General features: G+C 36.1%; 21 protein-coding genes. 9 read left to right on the top strand and 12 right to left on the bottom strand.

What is annotated here, in order from left to right:
• Positions 1–113 precede the first annotated feature (113 nt).
• The 5 genes from AC57AW_RS19215 to AC57AW_RS19195 all read left to right on the top strand — a co-directional run bounded on the left by AC57AW_RS19215 (position 114) and on the right by AC57AW_RS19195 (position 5,879).
• Entirely contained in the window at positions 114–740 is a 627-nt protein-coding gene (locus tag AC57AW_RS19215) for a TetR/AcrR family transcriptional regulator (protein ID WP_318847068.1), read from the top strand.
• Complete coding sequence (locus AC57AW_RS19210) at positions 724–2,040, top strand: TolC family protein (RefSeq protein ID WP_496353175.1); 1,317 nt, start codon at positions 724–726, stop codon at positions 2,038–2,040. Before AC57AW_RS19215 ends, AC57AW_RS19210 begins: the two co-directional genes overlap by 17 nt.
• A 16-nt stretch (positions 2,041–2,056) precedes the next feature.
• The gene (locus AC57AW_RS19205; RefSeq protein ID WP_318847070.1) at positions 2,057–3,160 is read left to right on the top strand and encodes an HlyD family secretion protein; all 1,104 of its coding nucleotides are present in this window, start codon (positions 2,057–2,059) and stop codon (positions 3,158–3,160) included.
• A gap of 141 nt (positions 3,161–3,301) precedes the next feature.
• Positions 3,302–4,879 (top strand): DHA2 family efflux MFS transporter permease subunit, encoded by a 1,578-nt coding sequence (locus tag AC57AW_RS19200; protein ID WP_318847071.1) that lies wholly within the window; start codon positions 3,302–3,304, stop codon positions 4,877–4,879.
• Between the two features lie 403 nt (positions 4,880–5,282).
• A complete protein-coding gene (locus AC57AW_RS19195; protein ID WP_496353174.1) occupies positions 5,283–5,879 on the top strand; it encodes a hypothetical protein in 597 nt (198 codons plus the stop codon).
• A gap of 168 nt (positions 5,880–6,047) precedes the next feature.
• Here AC57AW_RS19195 and AC57AW_RS19190 read toward each other — a convergent pair whose 3' ends face one another.
• The 3 genes from AC57AW_RS19190 to AC57AW_RS19180 are packed head-to-tail and all read right to left on the bottom strand — an operon-like array spanning position 6,048 to position 8,425.
• Positions 6,048–7,061 carry a TQO small subunit DoxD gene (locus AC57AW_RS19190; protein WP_496353173.1) on the bottom strand — a complete coding sequence of 338 codons (1,014 nt, stop codon included), beginning with the start codon at positions 7,059–7,061 and terminating at the stop codon, positions 6,048–6,050.
• A 54-nt stretch (positions 7,062–7,115) separates the two neighbouring features.
• Positions 7,116–7,472: a hypothetical protein gene (locus tag AC57AW_RS19185; RefSeq protein WP_496353172.1), complete on the bottom strand. Its 357-nt coding sequence runs from the start codon at positions 7,470–7,472 to the stop codon at positions 7,116–7,118.
• Positions 7,473–7,510: 38 nt separating this feature from the next.
• Positions 7,511–8,425, bottom strand: a complete 915-nt coding sequence (locus tag AC57AW_RS19180) for an alpha/beta hydrolase (protein ID WP_496353171.1) — start codon at positions 8,423–8,425, stop codon at positions 7,511–7,513.
• Between the two features lie 163 nt (positions 8,426–8,588).
• On the opposite strand from AC57AW_RS19180, the gene AC57AW_RS19175 reads away from it, so the two are divergent.
• Both AC57AW_RS19175 and AC57AW_RS19170 read left to right on the top strand, forming a co-directional pair.
• Positions 8,589–8,906, top strand: coding sequence for a MazG-like protein (locus AC57AW_RS19175; RefSeq protein ID WP_496353170.1), 318 nt, complete (start codon positions 8,589–8,591; stop codon positions 8,904–8,906).
• On the top strand, positions 8,906–9,466 hold the full coding sequence (locus AC57AW_RS19170) for a DNA-3-methyladenine glycosylase I (RefSeq protein WP_496353169.1): 561 nt from the start codon (positions 8,906–8,908) through the stop codon (positions 9,464–9,466). Before AC57AW_RS19175 ends, AC57AW_RS19170 begins: the two co-directional genes overlap by 1 nt.
• A 35-nt stretch (positions 9,467–9,501) precedes the next feature.
• Here the strand turns inward: AC57AW_RS19170 and AC57AW_RS19165 are convergent, their stop codons facing one another.
• Both AC57AW_RS19165 and AC57AW_RS19160 read right to left on the bottom strand, forming a co-directional pair.
• Positions 9,502–10,011 carry a hypothetical protein gene (locus AC57AW_RS19165; protein ID WP_496353168.1) on the bottom strand — a complete coding sequence of 170 codons (510 nt, stop codon included), beginning with the start codon at positions 10,009–10,011 and terminating at the stop codon, positions 9,502–9,504.
• 81 nt (positions 10,012–10,092) lie between these two features.
• A complete protein-coding gene (locus tag AC57AW_RS19160; RefSeq protein WP_496353167.1) occupies positions 10,093–10,458 on the bottom strand; it encodes a winged helix-turn-helix transcriptional regulator in 366 nt (121 codons plus the stop codon).
• A gap of 91 nt (positions 10,459–10,549) precedes the next feature.
• On the opposite strand from AC57AW_RS19160, the gene AC57AW_RS19155 reads away from it, so the two are divergent.
• Positions 10,550–11,080 (top strand): NAD(P)H-dependent oxidoreductase, encoded by a 531-nt coding sequence (locus tag AC57AW_RS19155; RefSeq protein WP_496353166.1) that lies wholly within the window; start codon positions 10,550–10,552, stop codon positions 11,078–11,080.
• Positions 11,081–11,125: 45 nt separating this feature from the next.
• Here AC57AW_RS19155 and AC57AW_RS19150 read toward each other — a convergent pair whose 3' ends face one another.
• The 6 genes from AC57AW_RS19150 to AC57AW_RS19125 all read right to left on the bottom strand — a co-directional run bounded on the left by AC57AW_RS19150 (position 11,126) and on the right by AC57AW_RS19125 (position 16,449).
• The gene (locus AC57AW_RS19150) at positions 11,126–11,578 is read right to left on the bottom strand and encodes a hypothetical protein (RefSeq protein ID WP_496353165.1); all 453 of its coding nucleotides are present in this window, start codon (positions 11,576–11,578) and stop codon (positions 11,126–11,128) included.
• Between the two features lie 17 nt (positions 11,579–11,595).
• A complete protein-coding gene (locus AC57AW_RS19145) occupies positions 11,596–11,820 on the bottom strand; it encodes a hypothetical protein (RefSeq protein WP_496353164.1) in 225 nt (74 codons plus the stop codon).
• Positions 11,821–12,288, bottom strand: coding sequence for a DUF2199 domain-containing protein (locus AC57AW_RS19140; protein WP_496353163.1), 468 nt, complete (start codon positions 12,286–12,288; stop codon positions 11,821–11,823).
• Positions 12,289–12,319: 31 nt separating this feature from the next.
• On the bottom strand, positions 12,320–13,789 hold the full coding sequence (locus tag AC57AW_RS19135; RefSeq protein ID WP_496353162.1) for an FAD-binding oxidoreductase: 1,470 nt from the start codon (positions 13,787–13,789) through the stop codon (positions 12,320–12,322).
• A gap of 33 nt (positions 13,790–13,822) precedes the next feature.
• Positions 13,823–15,409 carry a patatin-like phospholipase family protein gene (locus tag AC57AW_RS19130; RefSeq protein WP_496353161.1) on the bottom strand — a complete coding sequence of 529 codons (1,587 nt, stop codon included), beginning with the start codon at positions 15,407–15,409 and terminating at the stop codon, positions 13,823–13,825.
• 140 nt (positions 15,410–15,549) lie between these two features.
• Positions 15,550–16,449, bottom strand: coding sequence for a magnesium transporter CorA family protein (locus AC57AW_RS19125; protein ID WP_318847085.1), 900 nt, complete (start codon positions 16,447–16,449; stop codon positions 15,550–15,552).
• A 73-nt stretch (positions 16,450–16,522) separates the two neighbouring features.
• Here AC57AW_RS19125 and AC57AW_RS19120 point away from each other — a divergent pair, with 73 nt between their 5' ends.
• Entirely contained in the window at positions 16,523–17,545 is a 1,023-nt protein-coding gene (locus AC57AW_RS19120; protein WP_496353160.1) for a 3-oxoacyl-ACP synthase III family protein, read from the top strand.
• A 217-nt stretch (positions 17,546–17,762) separates the two neighbouring features.
• Here AC57AW_RS19120 and AC57AW_RS19115 read toward each other — a convergent pair whose 3' ends face one another.
• Positions 17,763–18,923: a thioredoxin family protein gene (locus AC57AW_RS19115; protein WP_496353159.1), complete on the bottom strand. Its 1,161-nt coding sequence runs from the start codon at positions 18,921–18,923 to the stop codon at positions 17,763–17,765.
• Positions 18,924–19,067 lie beyond the last annotated feature (144 nt).

Below are 19,067 nucleotides of genomic sequence, written 5' to 3'. Positions count from 1 at the left end.
TATAGAAATCGTCTTTTGTTTCTAATACATTAAATCTATATTAAAAAATCAATCAATCGTTTGATTTGAATGAAAACTTGTGTAAATTTGCGCCTTGAAAAATGAACACTAGCATGATTTCAAAAGAAGAAAATATATTATTCGCTGCCGAGAAGCTTTTTGCAGAAAAGGGATTCGAAGGGACTTCCACCCGGGAAATAGCAAAGGAGGCTAATGTAAATATCTCTATGATCTCATATTATTTTGGCTCTAAGGAAAAACTTTATGAGAAATTAGTGGAATACAGGATGACTGAAGGTCAGTTTTTTTCAAAAGATATTTTAGAAAGAACTGATATGAATGAATGGCAGAAGATTGAAAAAGTAATTGATCAGTTTTCTAACAAGATAAGAACTCAAAAATGCTTTTACAGGATTATGCAGAGAGAGCAGGTATATACCAAGAATCCTCAGATTGTAGAATTTTTGAAACAAACCAAAATGGGATTCCTTTCTATGTACTCACAAATATTGGAAAGCGGTCTTAAAAATGGAATTTTCACCAAAAATCCACCTATTTATCTCCTTCATTCCACCGTAAGCGGAACCTTATTTTATGCATTCAATGCTAAAGAAATGTATAAAGAGTTCCTGAATGAAACAGAAGATGAGGAAACTTTTGATGAAAAATACTATACAGAACTTAATAAACATATAAAATATTTACTAAAAGACCTTTTAGGTTATGAAGAGAATAAATAACTCAGTGATTGCATTATCACTATTCGTAGGAATAGCAAATGCAAATGCTCAGGAGAAAAAAACACTTTCTCTTGACGAAGCCGTACAGCTGGGAATCCAGAACAGCAAGAATCTCAAGATCGATGCAGCCAAGATCGAAGAGGCTACAGCTGATCTTTTGGAAGCTAAAAACAGGCAGTTACCAGAATTGAAAGTATCAGGTAGCTATATGTATCTTCCGATAAAACCAAATGTTGATATCAAAATTCCAGGTCTTTCAGGCGGAGCAGGCGGTCCGGAAGTACATCAGGTGCTTTACGGATCCGCTAATCTTAGCGTACCCATCTACAGCGGGGGAAGAATCAAATATGGTATTCAGTCGGCTAAATATTTAGTGGAAGCATCTAAATTAAGCACTGAGAACGATAAAATTGCAATTGCTTATAATGTTGCGCAGGCTTATAACAACTTATTTAAAGCCAATCAGTCTATCAAAGTTTTTGAAGAAAATCTTGCTGCTTCTCAAAAAAGAGATGAAACATTCCTTAAAATGGAAAATAATGGTTTGATCGCAAGAAACGATAGATTAAAAGCAAATCTTCAGACTTCGAATATCGAACTTCAACTGTTGGAAGCGAAGAACAACTACAATATCGCCAATATCAATATGGATCTGTTATTAGGTATTCCTGAAACTACAGAACTAGAAATTGATCAGAACTATATTGAAGAAGGTTCAGACGTGAAGCCGGTTGATTTTTATGTGACTGAAGCCAGAGAAAACCGTAAAGATTTACAGGCTTTAGTACAACAGAGAAAAGCTGCAGAATTAGGTTCAAAAGCTGCAAAAGCAGAAAATCTTCCTTCTATCGCATTTACGGGAGGTTATGTAGCCGCAGATATTCCTAAGTTTCTTACCGTTTACAATGCAATCAATGTAGGAATTGGAGTTTCTTATAACTTATCCAACTTATGGAAAGAAAATTCTTCATTAAGACAGTCGCAGGCGAGAGAAAAACAGCTTGCAGCTACGGATGAATTATTGAATGACAACATTAAACTTGATGTCAACAGAGAATATCAGAATACAGACTATTCAAAAAAGAGAATTGTTGTTTTCGAAAAATCTGCTGAGCAGGCTAATGAAAATTACAGAATTACAAAAAACAAATACGATAACGGTCTTGCAACAATGACAGAATTACTGGATGCAGACGCGGCTCAGATTGCTGCCAACGTTGGGGTGATCAATGCTAAGGCAGATGCTGCACTGGCATACAGAAAACTATTACAGACAACAGGAACTTTAACAATTAAATAATCAGATCGAAACCAAAATGGAAAATAATAATACAGAGGTACTTGAACCTAAAAAGAAAAAAAGTTTAGTTTTTCCTATCATTTTAGCAGCAGTAGTAATCGGAGGAGGAATCTATGGTTACAAAGCCTTCACTTACGGACAGTATCATGAAGAAACTGACGATGCTCAGATCACTTCTAATATGTCACCGGTGATTTCTAAAATCTCAGGATATGTTGCACAGGTAAAAGTAAAAGACAACCAGTTTGTAAAGAAAGGAGATACGTTGGTGATTTTGGATAACAGAGATCAGAAAATGGCCCTTGAACAGGCTCAGGCAGCATTATCTACAGCTAGAAGTAATATTTCAAATGCAGAAGCTACCACAACGGCTACTTCAAAAAATATAGGTTCTTCAGAGGCAGCAGTAGTAACTGCTAATGCTCAGATAGAAGCAGCAAAAGTAAATGTTTGGAAAACTTCTCAGGATTTGAAGAGATATGCCAATCTTGTAAAAGACCATTCTATTACAGAACAGCAATATGAACAGGCTTTAGCAGCAAAACAATCTGCAGACAGACAGTTACAGGTTTTAGTTGATCAGAGAAATCAAATTGCTCAGCAAACCCATATTGCTTCTTCTCAGACGGCTGCAAGTTCACAACAAATAAGTGTTGCCGGATCTGTTGCTAAACAAAGAGAAGTAGATGTAGAAAATGCAAAATTAAACTTATCATATACTGTAATCCTTGCCCCTGAAGACGGCCATGTAGGGAAAGTGTCTACACAGGCAGGTCAGTATCTGCAGGCAGGATCACAGTTGTTTGCTTTGGTAAAAAACGACCAGAAATGGGTGGTGGCCAACTTTAAGGAAACGCAGGTAGATAAAATGGTAGAAGGACAGAAAGTGAAAATCGAGATTGATGCTTTCCCTGATCAGGAGTTTGAAGGAGTGGTAAGCTCATTCTCTCCGGCTACAGGAGCTACATTCTCTATTCTTCCTCCGGATAATGCGAGTGGTAACTTCGTAAAAGTAGTTCAGAGACTTCCTATAAAAATCGATTTTGTAAATCTTGACAAAAATATTTCAAAAAGATTAAGAACAGGAATGAACGTGAAAGCAGAAGTTGCTTTGAAATAACATTTAAAATTGTTGAAAGTCAATGAACTTCGTTGTCAATAGTGAATTAGCCTGGTAGTCAGTTTAAAATAGACTGCTTTACAATTCACGATTCACTTGCGAAGCAAAATTTACCATTGATTTTTTACATCATAAAAACTTATGCAAGATTCATTAGTAGAATATGGAGCGCGGAGAGTAATCATTACGATTACGGCTATACTTTGTGCCCTTCTTGAAATTGTAGACTCCACGATTGTCAATGTTGCCTTGAATGAAATGAAGGGGAATCTTGGATCTACACTTTCAGAAGTGGGATGGGTAATTACGGCTTATGCCATTGGTAACGTAATTATAGTACCAATGACGAGCTGGCTTTCCCAGCAGTTTGGACGTAGAAATTACTTTGCGGCATCCATCATTATATTTACCATATTTTCATTTTTATGTGGAAATGCGACCAATATCTGGGAACTCGTGTTCTTCAGATTGATGCAGGGAATCGGTGGGGGAGCCTTATTGGTAACTTCACAAACGATCATTACGGAATCTTATCCGATTGAAAAAAGAAGTATGGCTCAGGCTATTTATGGTCTGGGAGTAATTATCGGCCCTACATTAGGTCCGCCTCTTGGGGGGTATATCGTTGATAACTTCAGCTGGCCATATATTTTCTATATTAATATTCCGATTGGAATTGCTGCAACTTTAATGACGCTGCAGTTTGTAAAAAGTCCGAAATATGCAGAAAAACGTAAAGTTTCGGATGTTGACTGGCTGGGTATTGCTTTATTAGCAGTGACGGTAGGCTCATTACAGTTCATTCTTGAGAGAGGTCATGAAGAAGACTGGTTTGCCAGTGGAATGATTGTAGCATTTACAGTAGCGGGTGTCTTAGGATTTATATTATTCCTCTGGCGGGAACTTACCTTTAAATACCCGATCGTTGAGCTCAGGGTACTTAAAAATAGTAATCTAAGAATCGGGACTATGATGTCATTCGTGCTTGGATTTGGGCTTTACGGTTCCACGTTTATTGTTCCTCTGTATACCCAGAGTATTTTAGGATGGACAGCTCTTCAGTCGGGGGCTTTGATGATTCCGGCAGCTTTAACAACGGCCTTTATGATGCCTATTATTGGTAGATTACTGGCAAAAGGAGCAAAACAGCAGATCCTGGTTTCTTTAGGATTGTTTATCTTCTTTGTCTATAGTTTCTGGGGATATAAAATTCTGACCCCGGATACCAGTAAAGATGCATTCTTCTGGATGCTGATTGTAAGGGGAGCAGGTTTAGGACTATTGTTTATTCCAATTACCTCTTTATCATTAAGTACATTGAAAGGACAGGAAATTGGTCAGGGAGCAGCCTTTACCGGAATGATGAGACAGCTTGGTGGATCTTTCGGGATTGCAGCGATTACAACCTTTATTGCTAATGCCGGTCAGAAATACAGAAATAATCTGATTTCTCACCTGGACGAAAATAGCTTTGAAGTTCAGCAGAGACTAGCTGCTCTTAAAGCAAATTTTGTAGCAAAAGGAATGACTCCGGATGCCGCAATGAATGCCGCTTATAAAATGCTTGATTTATCAGTAACCAAACAGGCCACTGTACTCTCTTATATGGACGTATTTCTTTATCTCGGAATCGTATTCCTTATATGTATTCCGTTTATCTTACTCGTAAAAGAAAGAAAGAGCAAAGAAAAAATAGATTTGAGTGAAGCCATGCACTAAATTTTAATTAAAAACCTTCGATATTTTCGAAGGTTTTTTTTTTGTTATTTCTGCCGTAGAATAATAAAATACAATCACTTCCAGTTTTAATTTTGTTAAACAAAAAACAATATCACTTGTTGGAGAGTTTAATTATTTTTTCTAGCTTTACGCGAACAAATGAAAAAATATGAATAAATTCCCTCATCCCTTAAAACCCTTTTCAAAAAGGGAATTCCCTACTAGAGTACCGAACTTTATCTGAATATCAGTTTTTACTATTACTCACTGAGCGCTGTCTCTTACTTTGTTTTTATATCTAGTAAAGACAATGTTCTTATTTCTGAAAGTTTTTTTTAATACTGCCTTTCGTCTCATTAATTTAACTAAACCATGATCTCAACATACTTACAAAATATTAAATATGAATCAAATACACTTGCCGGAAACCTATCTGGCATTATCAGATTTCAGAAAACAGGATCTCTATCTTCCTGAAATGAATCAGGCTCAGATTATTTCAGATTTCTTTCCCGGAACCTTTACAGAACTTACCCAGCGCTTGTCAGATATTACAGGAGCTTTTTATGGAGGCATGCTCAAACAGATTGGCAGACTTTACGGACCAGACGCTATTGAACAGCTTTCAAGTACTTTTATGTATGATCTCGGATCAAGAATGACACTGAAAAACCTTGAAACAAAACCTAATCTACAGCCTGGTATTCCGGCTGTAGCCAAAATACTGATAGGAGCAATTTTTACATCCAGCCCCGAATATAATTTTGAATTTAAAGAATTAAATGACCACCAATGTGAACTGCTGATCAAAGGAGTAGACCGTTACCATAAAATCACGCAGAGCCTGCAGATCGCCGGTCTGTTGAAATGGCCAGTTATAAAACCTTTTTTACAGGGAGTTTGCGATACTATGGGGCTGGATGTTTTACTGGAAATGAAAGTACTCAAACTTGATCCGGACAGTTCATGCAGCTATCATATCATGGTCTCAGAAAAATAGGATTTTTATAAGCCATTTTACAGATTCTAATGATCTTATTGTAATGAATTTTTATTTCAAAATATTAATAAAAGCGGACTTTAGTCCGCTTTTATCATTATAAATTAAGGATTGGCTTTAGCCAAAACATAAAACCCGCATCCCGAATCCGGGACCTTGAATTTTAATCTATTTAATACTCTCAATCCATTCAATTCCACTGATATCTATGAGTTTCAGTGCATGAATTTCACTTTTCTGAAGAATATCGTCAATATCCAAAGTTATATCAGCCTTTGCTCCCAAGGGAATCACCAAGCTGTGCTTTCCTGGTTTTACTTTGGTAACATAATGATTCTGGATATTTTCTTTAGACAATCCGGAAAGTTGTTGATGATCCAGTGCTTTTAAAATATTTCCGTTTTTGTCCAGAATATGGATGCCTATAAGGAATGAACCATAAACATCAGCCCCTTCCGTTCTGTACACTTCAAACTTTAAATCCGAATTGTTATGAGAAATATTTGAAATTTCCAGTTTCGGTTTTACCGATTTATTATGCAGAGTTCCCCATACCCCTCCATGAAAATACTGATTGGTAAACAGAGTCAAACCAAATATGATAAGCGAGCCTGCCAATACGAAAACTTTTGGTTGTGAGACAGGGAAACTTCCTGAACCCAACCATTGGAACCATTTTTTTTGTGTGAAGCTTTTGTTATTCTTCATGAAATAGTAATCCAGTGAATAAGGACCGCTTCCCGTAAGAAACAAGACAAATCCGCCAGCGACTCCCAAGACTCCTATCTGCCATTCATCAAGACAGGTTGTTCCCAGCCAGCCGGACCCCAATAGGATCCCTAGGGCAAGACTAAAGATGCCGATACTCATGAGTCGGGTGAATAACCCAAGAATAATGAACAATCCCACAATGGCTTCAATAATAGTAAAAATCATCATGGATCGCTGTAAAGCATCAGGATGAGTAACCAGGTATTCTATGATAGGTTTTATTCCGAGTGCATTCGGTAAAAAATGATTGAATTTTTCTCCAATATATCCCTGTTCATCGGGAATAAGTTTATTTTCGAGGATAAGTCTGCGCCAGAAAGCTGAAAAATAAGTCCATCCGATCACCATGCGGAGGGATAAAGTATATAATCCGGCCAGGTCCGAAGACTGGCTGTTTAAGGTATGTTTCATTGAAATTAATATTGTATTGTAAAAAACTGATTTTTTAATTAGGCTTAAAAAATTTTAAACCAGATTAAGCTTCAGTCTTTTAAACAGAATATATTTCGGTGGGCTGTTTCCTGTAGAATGCCCTGAGTATTTATTGAAAAAAATCTTCTTTTCAGCAGTGTTTCCTGCAGTGGAATAAAAGCCGGAAAAAGAATCTTTGTATTGCCCTTGAATTTTAGCTTTTGATATCGAAACTCCTGTAGAAGCGGATGCCGTTTCACAGCTGGAAGAAAGAGAAGAAGTGATCTTTACCTTATTCAGCCCGCTGATGTACTGAATATCAAAAATATCAAGAACATTTCTTTTTACAGAACACGGCGATAATGAAAACACCAATACAAGCATCGTAATGACAGCTTTATAGGTTTTCATATGGAGTCCTGAATGAGGCATGGTTACAAAACTACACTTTATTTTAATGTAAGCTTACTAAATTGTAGAAAATCGTCTTGCTGGTCTACAAATAAGTAATGAGAACAATTGTCAATAAGTTTGAAATTTTTCTTTCCGATGATATTTTTAAGATCATTCAGCTGTTTTTCTGAAAATATTCCGTCGTTCTTACCATACACGGCAAAAATGGGAATTCCTTTTTTTCTGATGTCTTTTAAAACAGAAGTAGTATCCAGGTTGTTCAGCGGTTCATTTTTATAGAATTTAAGAGGTGAATCAGGATTTCTTATATTGTTTTTATAAAATTCACCCGCTTTGTATTCGTTTCTCAGCGTTTCACTTTCGGGAGTAGGATTGGGCATATCGAAGAAGCTTAGTTTACTGGCCATTTCATAACATCTTTTTCTATAGGCTGCAGAATTTTTATTCAAATTTTCTATTTCTGAAATCTCTTTGAGTTGGTCAGGATCGGTTTTAAAATGTTCTTTTGCCTGTTGTAAAATATGATTATAGGTTTCCTGCTGGGTAAATAAAGCTCCGGCAAGAGTAAGAGTATTTACTTTCTCAGGAAACTGGGAAATGAATAAAGTTCCAATAATTCCACCGAAACTATGGGCAATAATATTTGCTTTTTTGATATGATAAGTGGTGTAAATTCCTTTTAAATCCTCAAAGCTTTCTTTAAAAGTCATACTGGCATTTTCATCTTTTGAACGCCCTTCACCGCGTCTGTCGTAAACAATTACATAAAATCCTTTATCAGCCAGTTTTTGAGCCGTTGTACCCTCAAATAAAGTTGCATTTCCACTTGGACCTCCATGAATGAAAATAACAGGAATGTTTTTCGGATTTCCATAGGCTTTAGAATATAAATTCTGTGATTTAAAAAGCATTGAACATATGATGAAAAGAATAGAAAACAGTGATTTCATGACGGTTGTTTTGAGCCCTCTAAACTACTGAATATTCTCTGAGCAGAAGATAGAATGAATGGAATTATGATTAAATGTAAAAATTAAAATCACTACTGACGGACAGTTGTCACGGTCCCGGTTTATCTTTACATTCTAAAAGTTTAATAAAAAACAACAAAATATGGACATTAATAATTTTGATACTATCATAAAACGCTCCTTAGACATCAGAGAAAAATATCATCAGTTGGAAATAAAAGGCAACAGAAAAGAATGGGCTCTGGAAGAAGATGCTCTTGCTTATCTTACCGATGCGGGATTGGTAGGAAGAAATGTAATGTCCCATCAGAAAACATGGCTGAAAAAAGATTCAGCGGAAGAATTAGAACATAAATTAGCAGAAAATATCTGGTGGCTGATTGTTTTGGCAGATCGAACAGGAATTGATATCAAAGAAGCGATGGAAAAATTTTTAACTAAAACAGAAAATATATTTTAATGAGTTATTGTTTAGCAATAGAAGGCATGCAGCCCGAAAGCAGGAAAGAACTGCACAAAAATTACCATGACAACTATTATGGGTTTCCTATTCATGATGATAATGAGCTGTTTGGAAGATTGATTCTGGAGATCAACCAGGCAGGATTAAGCTGGGAAACCGTTCTGAAAAAGGAAGACAGCTTCAGAAAAGCTTATGATCATTTTGATATCCAAAAAATAGCGGCTTATACAGAAGAAGACCGTGAAAGATTACTTGGTGACCCTGGAATTATCAGGAATAAACTCAAAGTGAATGCTGCGATAGAAAATGCTAAAACCATCATTGAGCTGCAGAAGGAATTTGGCTCATTTGAAAAGTGGCTGGAACATCATCATCCTAAAACATTGCAGGAATGGATGAAGTTATTCAAAAAAACATTTAAATTCACAGGCGGAGAAATTGTGAACGAATTTCTCATGAGTACCGGATATCTGAAAGGAGCGCATCATGAAACCTGCCCGATTCACTCAAAAGTATTGGCTCAAAAGCCTTTATGGAAAGAAAATTTGAATAAATAACAAACTGAGATTCTTTAAGCTCATAAGAGGATTATTTACTTCATACTTCTCACGGAAACATCCGGTTTTTCACCCTGCGGAACAATGAAAATAGCATTATCGCTGATGGTATCTCCCGGATCAAAGTAATAGCTGCCGGTTACAGGGATTGTACTGCTAACAAATTTTCCGGATTTATCATAGGCAGAATAAGTAACATTGATCATTTGAGCCTTCATTTTTAACTCTATTTTTTTAGAGGTCAGTCTGGCTCCTGTTGCATTGATGCAGTCTAATTCTACAAGGCCAATATTGCTTACAATTTGAGGAAAAGCAGATAATCTGATATTGTAGGTTTTGTCTGAGGTATTCTTTATTGAGGCAGAAACTTTATAACGGTCGTAGGATTTTCCGCCAGATTCTACGCTTTCTTTATTGAGTATATTAAAAGTAACAGCCATACCGTTAATATCGATGGTCTGTCCGTCAGAAATTTTCTGTGCACTCAGGAGATTTCCTAAAAAAGTGAATGCTGTAAGAGAGAGTAAACAAATAAGACTTTTCATAGGTATTATTTAAAGATTTGGTATGAAATAAATTTACGTAAAAAATAATACTTCGGAAAATTTTTAATCAAAAATGCGCTTCTATTCTTTTTCCATCAATTCTTTATGCTCATTTCCCCATTTTTCAAACTCCAGGATAATGGGTTTCAGTTTATACCCGATTTCCGTAAGTTCATATTCTACCCGTGGAGGAACTTCGGCAAATACTGTTCGGGTGATGATCTTGTCTTCTTCCAGTCTGCGAAGTTGAAGTGTAAGCATTCTTTCAGTAATATTCTGGAGACGTTTTCTTAACTCCCCAAACCTCATTTTTCCATTGATCAGATAACAGCAGATAGCCAGTGCCCATTGTCCTCCGATAATGTTGGAGGCATAGATTTCCGGACACTCATCAGCAAGTGCTTTTTTGTTGGCAAAATTGGTTGAAGTTTCCTTTATTTTAGTCATTACTTACATTTTTTATAGTACCATACAATAGGTAGCTAATGTACGAAATGTAAGTTACGTATTGTAATTTTGTAACAGAAATTTAAACATAATGAAGACCTTAGTAATTGTAACACACCCGGATATTGAAAAATCAGTCATTAATAAAAAATGGATTGACGAATTGAAAAAATATCCTGAAAAATATACAGTTCATCAATTGTATGAAGCTTATCCCGATGGAAAAATTAATGTGACCCAGGAGCAAAAATTGATGGAATCTTATGACAAGATCGTATTTCAGTTTCCTTTTTATTGGTTCAGCAGTCCGCCGCTTTTGAAACAATGGCTGGATGAGGTTGTTTTGTATGGTTGGGCATATGGAAGCAATAGCGGTTTCAAACTGGCTGGAAAGAAAATGTCATTGGCTGTTACGGCAGGAATAGATGAAGAAGGCTACAGTACTTCCGGAGAATATAAATACACCATGAAAGAGCTCTTCAGACCTTATGAACTGACCTTTGATTATATAAAAGCAGACTACAAAGAACCTTTCGTTTATTACGGAATTGAAAGAGATTCTTCCGATGAATGGATCAGCAGAAGTGTTCCCATGTATCTGGAGTTTCTGGATAATTTATAACCATATAAAAATGAAGTTGGACTCTTGAATTACATGAGTTCAACTTTATTTCTGAATATATTCGAAGGGTTCTGGATTCCAGTCCTGCACATATTTCTTTATGGTATTACTATCAATATTAAAGGGAACATCCTGATATTTCCAGCCTTTTGAAGGAACTTTTAAATCTATAAGGTAGTTCTCAATAGAGTAGATGTCAAGTATAGCTGAATTATCAGGCTTTATAGAATCAAAAATAATTAGGAATTTATGTCCTTTCTGATAAGAAACATTAGCTGTTTTAGAATAGGTAATACCATTAACATCATATTTGTAATCTATTCCTACGCCATTATTATTTTTGTGATGCCAATCTGATATAGCTTCTCCAATGGTGTATTTTGGGCTTTTGAGCAGGTGATTAATTCCCAAATTAGCACTAATTAACCAGAATATAATAAATCCTAAAGTGAGTACCAAAAGAATAATATGAAATTTTTCTGACACAAATTTTTTCATATTCAGTGTATATATTTTTATTGATTTTTTTTCAATCTACCAACTATTCCTACTATGGTTAAAAATATTCCCATGATTAAAAAAGGAAGCCATAGGACAAAAGAAATCTCACTTAGTTTGATAATGATTTCAGGATAATCTCCTCTTGCTGTAAATAATCCAACAGATGTAAAAAACATTATAATGGATAGGACAACCATTGATAATCCAGAGAAAATGATGTATTTATAAACTGATTTCATCTATTCTCCATTTAAGACCCTGTTGATTCTATTCTCTGCTTCTTCTTTTGTAATTCCATTATAAAAATCATCTACAAACGGATGATCATAGCTTTCATGAGGAAAAACAAACGGCCGGCCGATAGAATTATTTACCATCACTGTTGTAGGAACGCTTTCCTCAAACTCATAATCCGGAAGATACGTAGAAAGCCATCCGAAATATTCAGCTTCGAATTCTTTATTGTCGTAATTTTCAACATACTCATTAAAGCTTTTTTCACTCAATGAAACCCAGATTCCATAATCCAGATCTCTGCAATCATCTGTGACTTCCTGTACAAGAACAGTACGGATAAATCTGTGTATACCTTCAGAATCTTCAATGACACATAAATCTGAACTGAGTTCAGTATTTTTTAATTCTTCTTCGGATAAGCACGAATAGAAATAGGGTTCGTGCAGGCCAGTCTTCCTTTTCTTCCCCACAGCATTGGCAAATGTATTTCATACGGGTGTTTTATTTGTAATGTTGGTAAAATTTATTATCAAAGACCTCAGAAGGATCATATTTTCTTTTCAGCTCAAAAAAAGATTCTGCCTGCGGATATACCTTTCTCATTTTCTCTCTGTCAATATGAAGACGGTAAGGAAGGTAAAAAGTACCCTCGTTTTTCAGGGTAATATCTACCAGTTTGTTGGTGAGAACTTTCATGGCATCTTCCTGTTTATCTGTTTTCTTCTGGTTAAAAAGTAATACAAATCCGAAAACATTTTCTCTGGCGTAATTCATATAGCTGTCTTCATCCTTATTCACTGCACGGATGGTGATATTCAGTAGATCCAACCCAGAATTTCTCAAAACAGGTTTTATATCTTTAATAAACTGATTAAAATTTCTATCCGGAATAAAATACTCCTGCAGCAAATCTGTAGAATTAGGGTCTTTATTTTCAATGAGTGAAACATGATCGTTAAGGAGCTCATTTCTGGAATAAACAGCATCTTTAGTCATTTTATTCATTCCCGTTTCCAGATCCCATCGCAGCCTTTTTCCGTACTCACTGTTTACGGTACTACGGAAAACAAGACGCTTTGTCTCAGCATTTTTAGCATTTTGAAGGGGGAGCGGTAAAGGCTTTTCATCTGCCTTTTCAAAATAATTGATGGTAGCTTCCTCAAGGAAATGTTTATCAGAAATTCTCAGTCTTCCGAAAACAAGATTAACATTCGGATTTTCAGAAATAAATTTTTTGTAATAATCGGTATAATGATCAGAACTTAAGCGGACATATTGATACTGAAGAGCAATATTATCAACCACTTTTAATTTCACATCAAGAATAATCCCGAAAAGCCCATAACCCCCGATTACCAGCTTGAAAAGCTCCGGGTTTTCTTCCCTGCTGCAATTAAGAATTTTTCCATTCTGATCCATCAGTGTGAAGGAAACAACACTGGAAGAAACAGGAGGGAGGTTTTTCTGCCATCCATGTCCGTTCACACTCATAGATCCACCTACTGAAAAAGAACTAAAAGCCTGCATCACGGCGATAGACTTCCCATGTTTGTCCAGGTATTTGATAGCGTCTTCCCAAAGAGCACCGGAACCGATGGTAAGAATGTTGGTTTTTTCATCCAGTTCCATATGTTTATAAGGGAGCATATTCAGCAGGATGCCGTCAGGGTAGATGGTATGTCCGCCCATACTGTGCTGAGCTCCGGCAATAGAGATTTTTAACTGTTTTTCTTTAGCATATTTCAGGATCTGACGAAGCTGGTTTTCAATTTCATTTTTAGACGTTGGAACTTTGATCAGCGTATCAATTTTTGTTAAATTCAACTGGCTGGCATCATTGGTATATCCTGTGGGGATTTCATTTTTAATATCAGATTCGTTCCATTTTGTTTTAAGAACATGAATAACCGGAATAGAAAGGAAAATGAGAATCATGGCGATCCCAAGTATAAAAAAATGTATCTTTTTCATGGAAATTTAAAAAGCTAAAATACTTAAAAATCCTTATCCCACCGTAGGCGTATCCTCTTCTTTCAGTATTTTCTTCTCTTTCATGGTGAGCATCATTCTTTCATATTTGTACTTTTCCCATTCGAATCCATTAAGAAAATCGAGGGCAGCCTGGAAACCTCTGTTGAAAAGCTCTTCCTTTTCGTCTCTTTTCATAAAGAAATTCAGCCAGCTGCTGGTACCGCAGTTGACACTCTGTATGCTATATAAACGGTAAAAAGTATGTTTGGTAAGGAAGGTTTTGTCATTAAAACCTTTTAATGTACTGATGATATTTCCGGCATAGCTGAAAGGTGTTTTAAGGATTTCTGCACTGGTTTTTCCTCTTTCCGAAAGAATAGCAGAATCACTCGTCAGCTGAACTCCGAAAAGGGGCATTCTCGGATAAAAAACTTCATCAGCATGAAACAGATCGATTGGGAAGTTAGAAATACTGCCTCCATCAATGAAAACTCCGGCAGGGTTGATATCTTCAGGTTGGGTATTCATCCAATATCTCCAGGCATACTTTACGGAACTGTCGTTCTTATTGATTTGTTTCTGAAAAGGTTCAAAGAAAAAAGGAACAGCCATGGATGCTCTTACAAACTCAGCCGGGCTAACGTGTTTCAGTTCCTCTTCGGACCAGTAAAGATTGGCCATCGTAGGAAGTTCCACCTTAATTTTTGCATTGATGTCGGTAGTAATGACAACATATTCAGATTTGAGAAGGTAAAATGGGTTATTCTTATAATAATCATTATTGAGGGCACTTTCATAGAAAATTCTATATCGGGTCTGATCAATATGTTCCTTATTTTTTATTTTAATCTTTTCGATACTTTGAAGAGTCATTGTATAATACTCCTGGCCGTTTCCATATCGGTAGTTGAGATTTAGATCCCGTTCTTTCTGAATAAATTTTTCGTTGAGATGGGCCACTGTTTTTATTCCAAATTGATCCAGGGCATTTTGCATGGTATTCTGAAAAACATTTCCGGGATTGAGACCACTGTTTTCTTTTCTGAAATTATTGTACAGCTTTTGAATGCAGAAAAAAAGGATGACAGCCGGAATCAGAGGAATCAAAAACATCAGTTTGGCATTCAGTATTGTGGTTGAAGAAGCCAAAAAAGGAATACTGATCAGGATTATGAAAAGGATCGCAGCAATAATGGCATTGATCTTAAAAAAATCCTTATTGTTAAGCATTGCATGGAGCGTTGTTTTCACATAGGTTTTCCCATCCATAAAATCAGAAAAATCCCAGCTGAAAAGGATATCTTTGATAAGCTCACTTTTGGGTTCTTCTTTGGTTTTACAGGCCGCAATAAGCATGGTATTAATGGCTCCGGCACTCGTTCCGGCCACTTTCAGAAAACGGATTCCGAAGATTTCCAGGCCGTAAAGATAACCAACCAATGCACTTCCCCAGACACCACCGCCTTCCTGTACAAACTCTATATACTGATTCCCAGATGAATCCAGAAGATCAGAGAATTCTTTGGCGGATAGAGTCTCATGCAGGGCAGCCAGTTTTTCTTTGGAGGCCTGCGAAAGAGAAGAATCTTCCAGAATTTTGTTGAGGTTTTCAGTGGTCATGATATTCTGTTTTGGTGGTGTTTTGGTTAAAGACAAAAAGTAATCAACCAATTTATATTTTATCGAAGATAAAATCTTTGCGCCTTAAAATATTATACTATTGCATATTCTTTGAGTCTTTACGTTGATATAAAAATTAATTACCACTGTTTTCGTCTCACATAAATAAACGTGCTGATCATAATGGTAGCCATGACTCCCAGCGTTATAAAATATCCATATTTATGATGAAGTTCAGGCATGTTATCGAAATTCATCCCATAAACCCCCGCAATAAAGGTAATAGGTAAGAAGTAAATAGAATAGATCGCCAAAACTTTCATCACCTGGTTGGCCTTTTGATCCGAAAGTGCCAGGAACATAGAAATAAGGTTGGTAATCTGAATATTCAAATGATCAAAATCCGCCACTACATCTGTATGTTTATCCTTCAAATCGACAATTTCGGAGTCCTGTAAATTCAATAATTTAAATTTATTAATAGCATCTGTAGAAATCACCAATACCCGTGAATTTAGTCCTGATTTTCGTTTCAGTTTATAAAGACGGCGGATCTGGCTTGTATGATTGGTGTTTTTAAGGAAAATCTCATTCTCTATATTGTCCATAGTCTCGAACAGACTTAAAGATTCATCATCAAAACTTTTCATGATCAATATAGCAATCATCAGTGTGATCTGCTGAGGATTGAGGTCTTCCTGAATCAGGGAAACCTTCTTCTTGGTTTCAGTGATACTTCTGGTTTTCATCCTGTGGATAGTGATAATGGTATTCTCTACCAGGAAAATCCCGATCTTGGTACTGATATCACTGATGGTATTCAGATTTTTCCTTTCCAGTTCTGTACTTTCACGAAGGAGAAAGAATTTTACATTTCCGTCTTCTTCATATTTGGGAAGGTGATTGGCATCCATGGTATCTTCCAGAAGCAGATTGTTGATTTCATATCTTTCATGAAGGAATTTCAGGTCTTCTGCAGTAGGAGCCTCTACGTCTACCCATTCGCACTGGGAGGTTCTGTATATCGTATCAATTGGCATAAAGTAAAAATACTAATATTTTGAAAAACTATGTGTTAAATAAGTTTTATCTTTGCCAAAATTAAAAAACTATATGATTAAAAGTACAATAAAAGGTGTGGGATTTTATGTTCCAGATAACGTTGTTACAAATGATGATTTAGCCAAACTAATGACTACCAATGATGAATGGATTACGGAAAGAACGGGTATCAAGGAACGAAGACATAGAAAAAACAGAAATGATGCTCAGGAAACTACTGCTTATTTAGGGTTTAAAGCCTCAGAAAAAGCCATTCAAAATGCAGGTCTTACCTCAAAAGATATTGATTTTATCGTTTTTGCCACCCTTTCACCGGATTACTATTTTCCTGGAAGTGGGGTATTGCTTCAGGATATGCTGGGATGTGATACTATTGGAGCATTGGACGTAAGAAATCAGTGTTCGGGATTTGTATATTCTATGAGTGTTGCAAATGCATTTATCAAATCCGGTACTTATAAAAATATTCTTGTTGTAGGAGCAGAAGTTCATTCTTTCGGATTAGATTTTTCTGATGAGGGAAGAGGGGTTTCTGTTATTTTCGGAGATGGAGCAGGGGCAGTTGTACTTTCAGCTTCGGAAGATGAAAATTCAGGAGATATTTTAGCAGTAAATATGCATTCTGAAGGGAAATATGCAGACGAACTTTGTACTCAGTTTCCGGGTTCAAAATTCGGATGGAGTGACAGAATGAGAAAAGAGCCTGAAAATGTAACCAACAAAGAAGTATATCCTATCATGAACGGTAACTTCGTGTTCAAGCATGCAGTAACAAGATTTCCTGAAACGATGATGGAAGCATTGAACAAAGCAGGAAAAACAGTTGAAGATCTTGATATGTTCATTCCGCACCAGGCAAACCTTAGAATTGCTCAGTTTGTACAGGGGAAATTCGGATTGCCGAACGAAAAAGTCTTCAATAATATTCAGAAATACGGAAATACAACCGCAGCTTCTATTCCTATTGCTTTAAGTGAAGCAATTGAACAGGGGAAAATCAAAAGAGGAGATCTGGTACTTCTTTCGGCTTTTGGAAGCGGATTTACTTGGGGAAGCGTTTTGTTTGAATACTAAGAGAAGACAATAATTGCTTATTGCATCTTATTACAACAGAAGGGAAGCATTATTTTCACTTATATCACAACTGAAGACGTGAAAATTCCCCTCTTTCGGAGGGGTGGCGAAAGTTCAAAGAATTTTTGACGGGGTGGTTTGCAAGACCCACTCACCAAACAACATAAAAAAAACCGCAGAACTTCAGTTCTGCGGTTTTTATTTTATGTATTCCTAATTAAAGGCTTTTCAATAATTTTTCGGTGTCAGTAGAATCCTGTCCTGTGCTTTTTGCCAGTTCAATAGACTTTTCAGCCCAGGTTTTTGCATTTTTCTTATCACCAATCTTATTGTAAAGATTAGCTAAAGTATCAGTGTTTGCAAAATTCTGGTCTTTCTTTACAGATTCCTGTGCCCAGCCAATTGCTTTTTCCAGAGAAGTCTTGTTGCTTACATTTTCAAAGAAGTTCCATGCAAGAGAATTCAGCTCTTCAGAACCTGCTGCAGAATAGTCTTTGTAAAGGTCAAGAATAAGTTTTTCATACTCAGGAATATCCTTGTTCTTTAAAGCTCTGTTAGCTTTCATTCTTTTTAAGATCTTGTCTGCTTCCTCTTTGCTAAGAAATTTCTGAGTTTCAGACATGAAATAATTATCGTCCCATTTTTTCGTATCTGCATTATATGCTTTTTTGGAAACAGTATTCAGTTTGATATTTTTGTCAAACTTTTCATACTTATCTGCAGGGAAGAATTTAACGATATCTGCTTTTTTATCCTGGAAAATCTTGTACAACGGGCTGTCTGTAGTTTGAACCCCTGAAAGAAGCATTTGAACATCTTCCTGATCTAAATTAGGTTTCTGCTGGAAATAACGGTTAAGTACTTTACCGGCAAACTCAGCATCATTATACATCGTAAGCCCTGCAAGATTCTTCAAAAACTCAGGATCTTTTTCTCCTTTCTCAAACTGCTGCTTCAGAGAAGTCAGTCTTTTGTTCGGATCTTCAGCATCTTTGGCAAACTGGATAAAGTCTTTTTCTTCAACATATCCTAACGTTCTGTGTACCGCTTCACCATTTCCGTCAATAAACAGATAAGTAGGGAATGCCTTTACGTTATATTTTTTTGCCAGTTCAATTCCTTCACCCTTTTCCATATCAATTTTAGCATTGATAAAGTGAGAATTATAGTAGTCACCCACAGATTGAAGTGGGAAAATATTTTTTACCATTAGTTTACAAGGTCCGCACCATGAAGCGTAGGCATCTATAAAGACCAGTTTTTTTTCTTTTTTTGCTTTGGCAAGGATAGAGGCAAAATTGCTGTCTTCAAATTTGATTCCCTGTGCCCATGCAAGAACTCCTATAAATATTGAGGAAAGTACTGCTATTTTTTTCATAAAAACTTTTTATTTCCCTGCAAATGTAATAAATATGATGACACATGAGCCGTCCATATTGAAAATAATTATAAAGGAACCTTAGTTTTAAAACAGACATCGGTTCATATGAAGGATAATCATTTATTGTTTTGGTCTAATTAT

Source organism: Chryseobacterium sp. BGA-UO-ETr-SB22 (assembly GCF_059567885.1).
The sequence above is the reverse complement of the archived record's forward strand: the minus strand, read 5'-3'. Positions and strand labels throughout refer to the sequence as shown.

Bases quoted from the DNA above. Each gene is read 5' to 3' on its own strand.
- AC57AW_RS19170 (WP_496353169.1), top strand. From the start codon at position 8,906: ATGAGTTATTGTTTAGCAATAGAAGGCATGCAGCCCGAAAGCAGGAAA.
- AC57AW_RS19115 (WP_496353159.1), bottom strand. From the start codon at position 18,923: ATGAAAAAAATAGCAGTACTTTCCTCAATATTTATAGGAGTTCTTGCA.
- AC57AW_RS19135 (WP_496353162.1), bottom strand. From the start codon at position 13,789: ATGAAAAAGATACATTTTTTTATACTTGGGATCGCCATGATTCTCATT.
- AC57AW_RS19175 (WP_496353170.1), top strand. From the start codon at position 8,589: ATGGACATTAATAATTTTGATACTATCATAAAACGCTCCTTAGACATC.
- AC57AW_RS19130 (WP_496353161.1), bottom strand. From the start codon at position 15,409: ATGACCACTGAAAACCTCAACAAAATTCTGGAAGATTCTTCTCTTTCG.
- AC57AW_RS19165 (WP_496353168.1), bottom strand. From the start codon at position 10,011: ATGAAAAGTCTTATTTGTTTACTCTCTCTTACAGCATTCACTTTTTTA.
- AC57AW_RS19150 (WP_496353165.1), bottom strand. From the start codon at position 11,578: ATGAAAAAATTTGTGTCAGAAAAATTTCATATTATTCTTTTGGTACTC.
- AC57AW_RS19145 (WP_496353164.1), bottom strand. From the start codon at position 11,820: ATGAAATCAGTTTATAAATACATCATTTTCTCTGGATTATCAATGGTT.
- AC57AW_RS19160 (WP_496353167.1), bottom strand. From the start codon at position 10,458: ATGACTAAAATAAAGGAAACTTCAACCAATTTTGCCAACAAAAAAGCA.
- AC57AW_RS19155 (WP_496353166.1), top strand. From the start codon at position 10,550: ATGAAGACCTTAGTAATTGTAACACACCCGGATATTGAAAAATCAGTC.
- AC57AW_RS19210 (WP_496353175.1), top strand. From the start codon at position 724: ATGAAGAGAATAAATAACTCAGTGATTGCATTATCACTATTCGTAGGA.
- AC57AW_RS19215 (WP_318847068.1), top strand. From the start codon at position 114: ATGATTTCAAAAGAAGAAAATATATTATTCGCTGCCGAGAAGCTTTTT.
- AC57AW_RS19185 (WP_496353172.1), bottom strand. From the start codon at position 7,472: ATGAAAACCTATAAAGCTGTCATTACGATGCTTGTATTGGTGTTTTCA.
- AC57AW_RS19125 (WP_318847085.1), bottom strand. From the start codon at position 16,449: ATGCCAATTGATACGATATACAGAACCTCCCAGTGCGAATGGGTAGAC.
- AC57AW_RS19120 (WP_496353160.1), top strand. From the start codon at position 16,523: ATGATTAAAAGTACAATAAAAGGTGTGGGATTTTATGTTCCAGATAAC.
- AC57AW_RS19180 (WP_496353171.1), bottom strand. From the start codon at position 8,425: ATGAAATCACTGTTTTCTATTCTTTTCATCATATGTTCAATGCTTTTT.
- AC57AW_RS19190 (WP_496353173.1), bottom strand. From the start codon at position 7,061: ATGAAACATACCTTAAACAGCCAGTCTTCGGACCTGGCCGGATTATAT.
- AC57AW_RS19200 (WP_318847071.1), top strand. From the start codon at position 3,302: ATGCAAGATTCATTAGTAGAATATGGAGCGCGGAGAGTAATCATTACG.
- AC57AW_RS19205 (WP_318847070.1), top strand. From the start codon at position 2,057: ATGGAAAATAATAATACAGAGGTACTTGAACCTAAAAAGAAAAAAAGT.
- AC57AW_RS19195 (WP_496353174.1), top strand. From the start codon at position 5,283: ATGAATCAAATACACTTGCCGGAAACCTATCTGGCATTATCAGATTTC.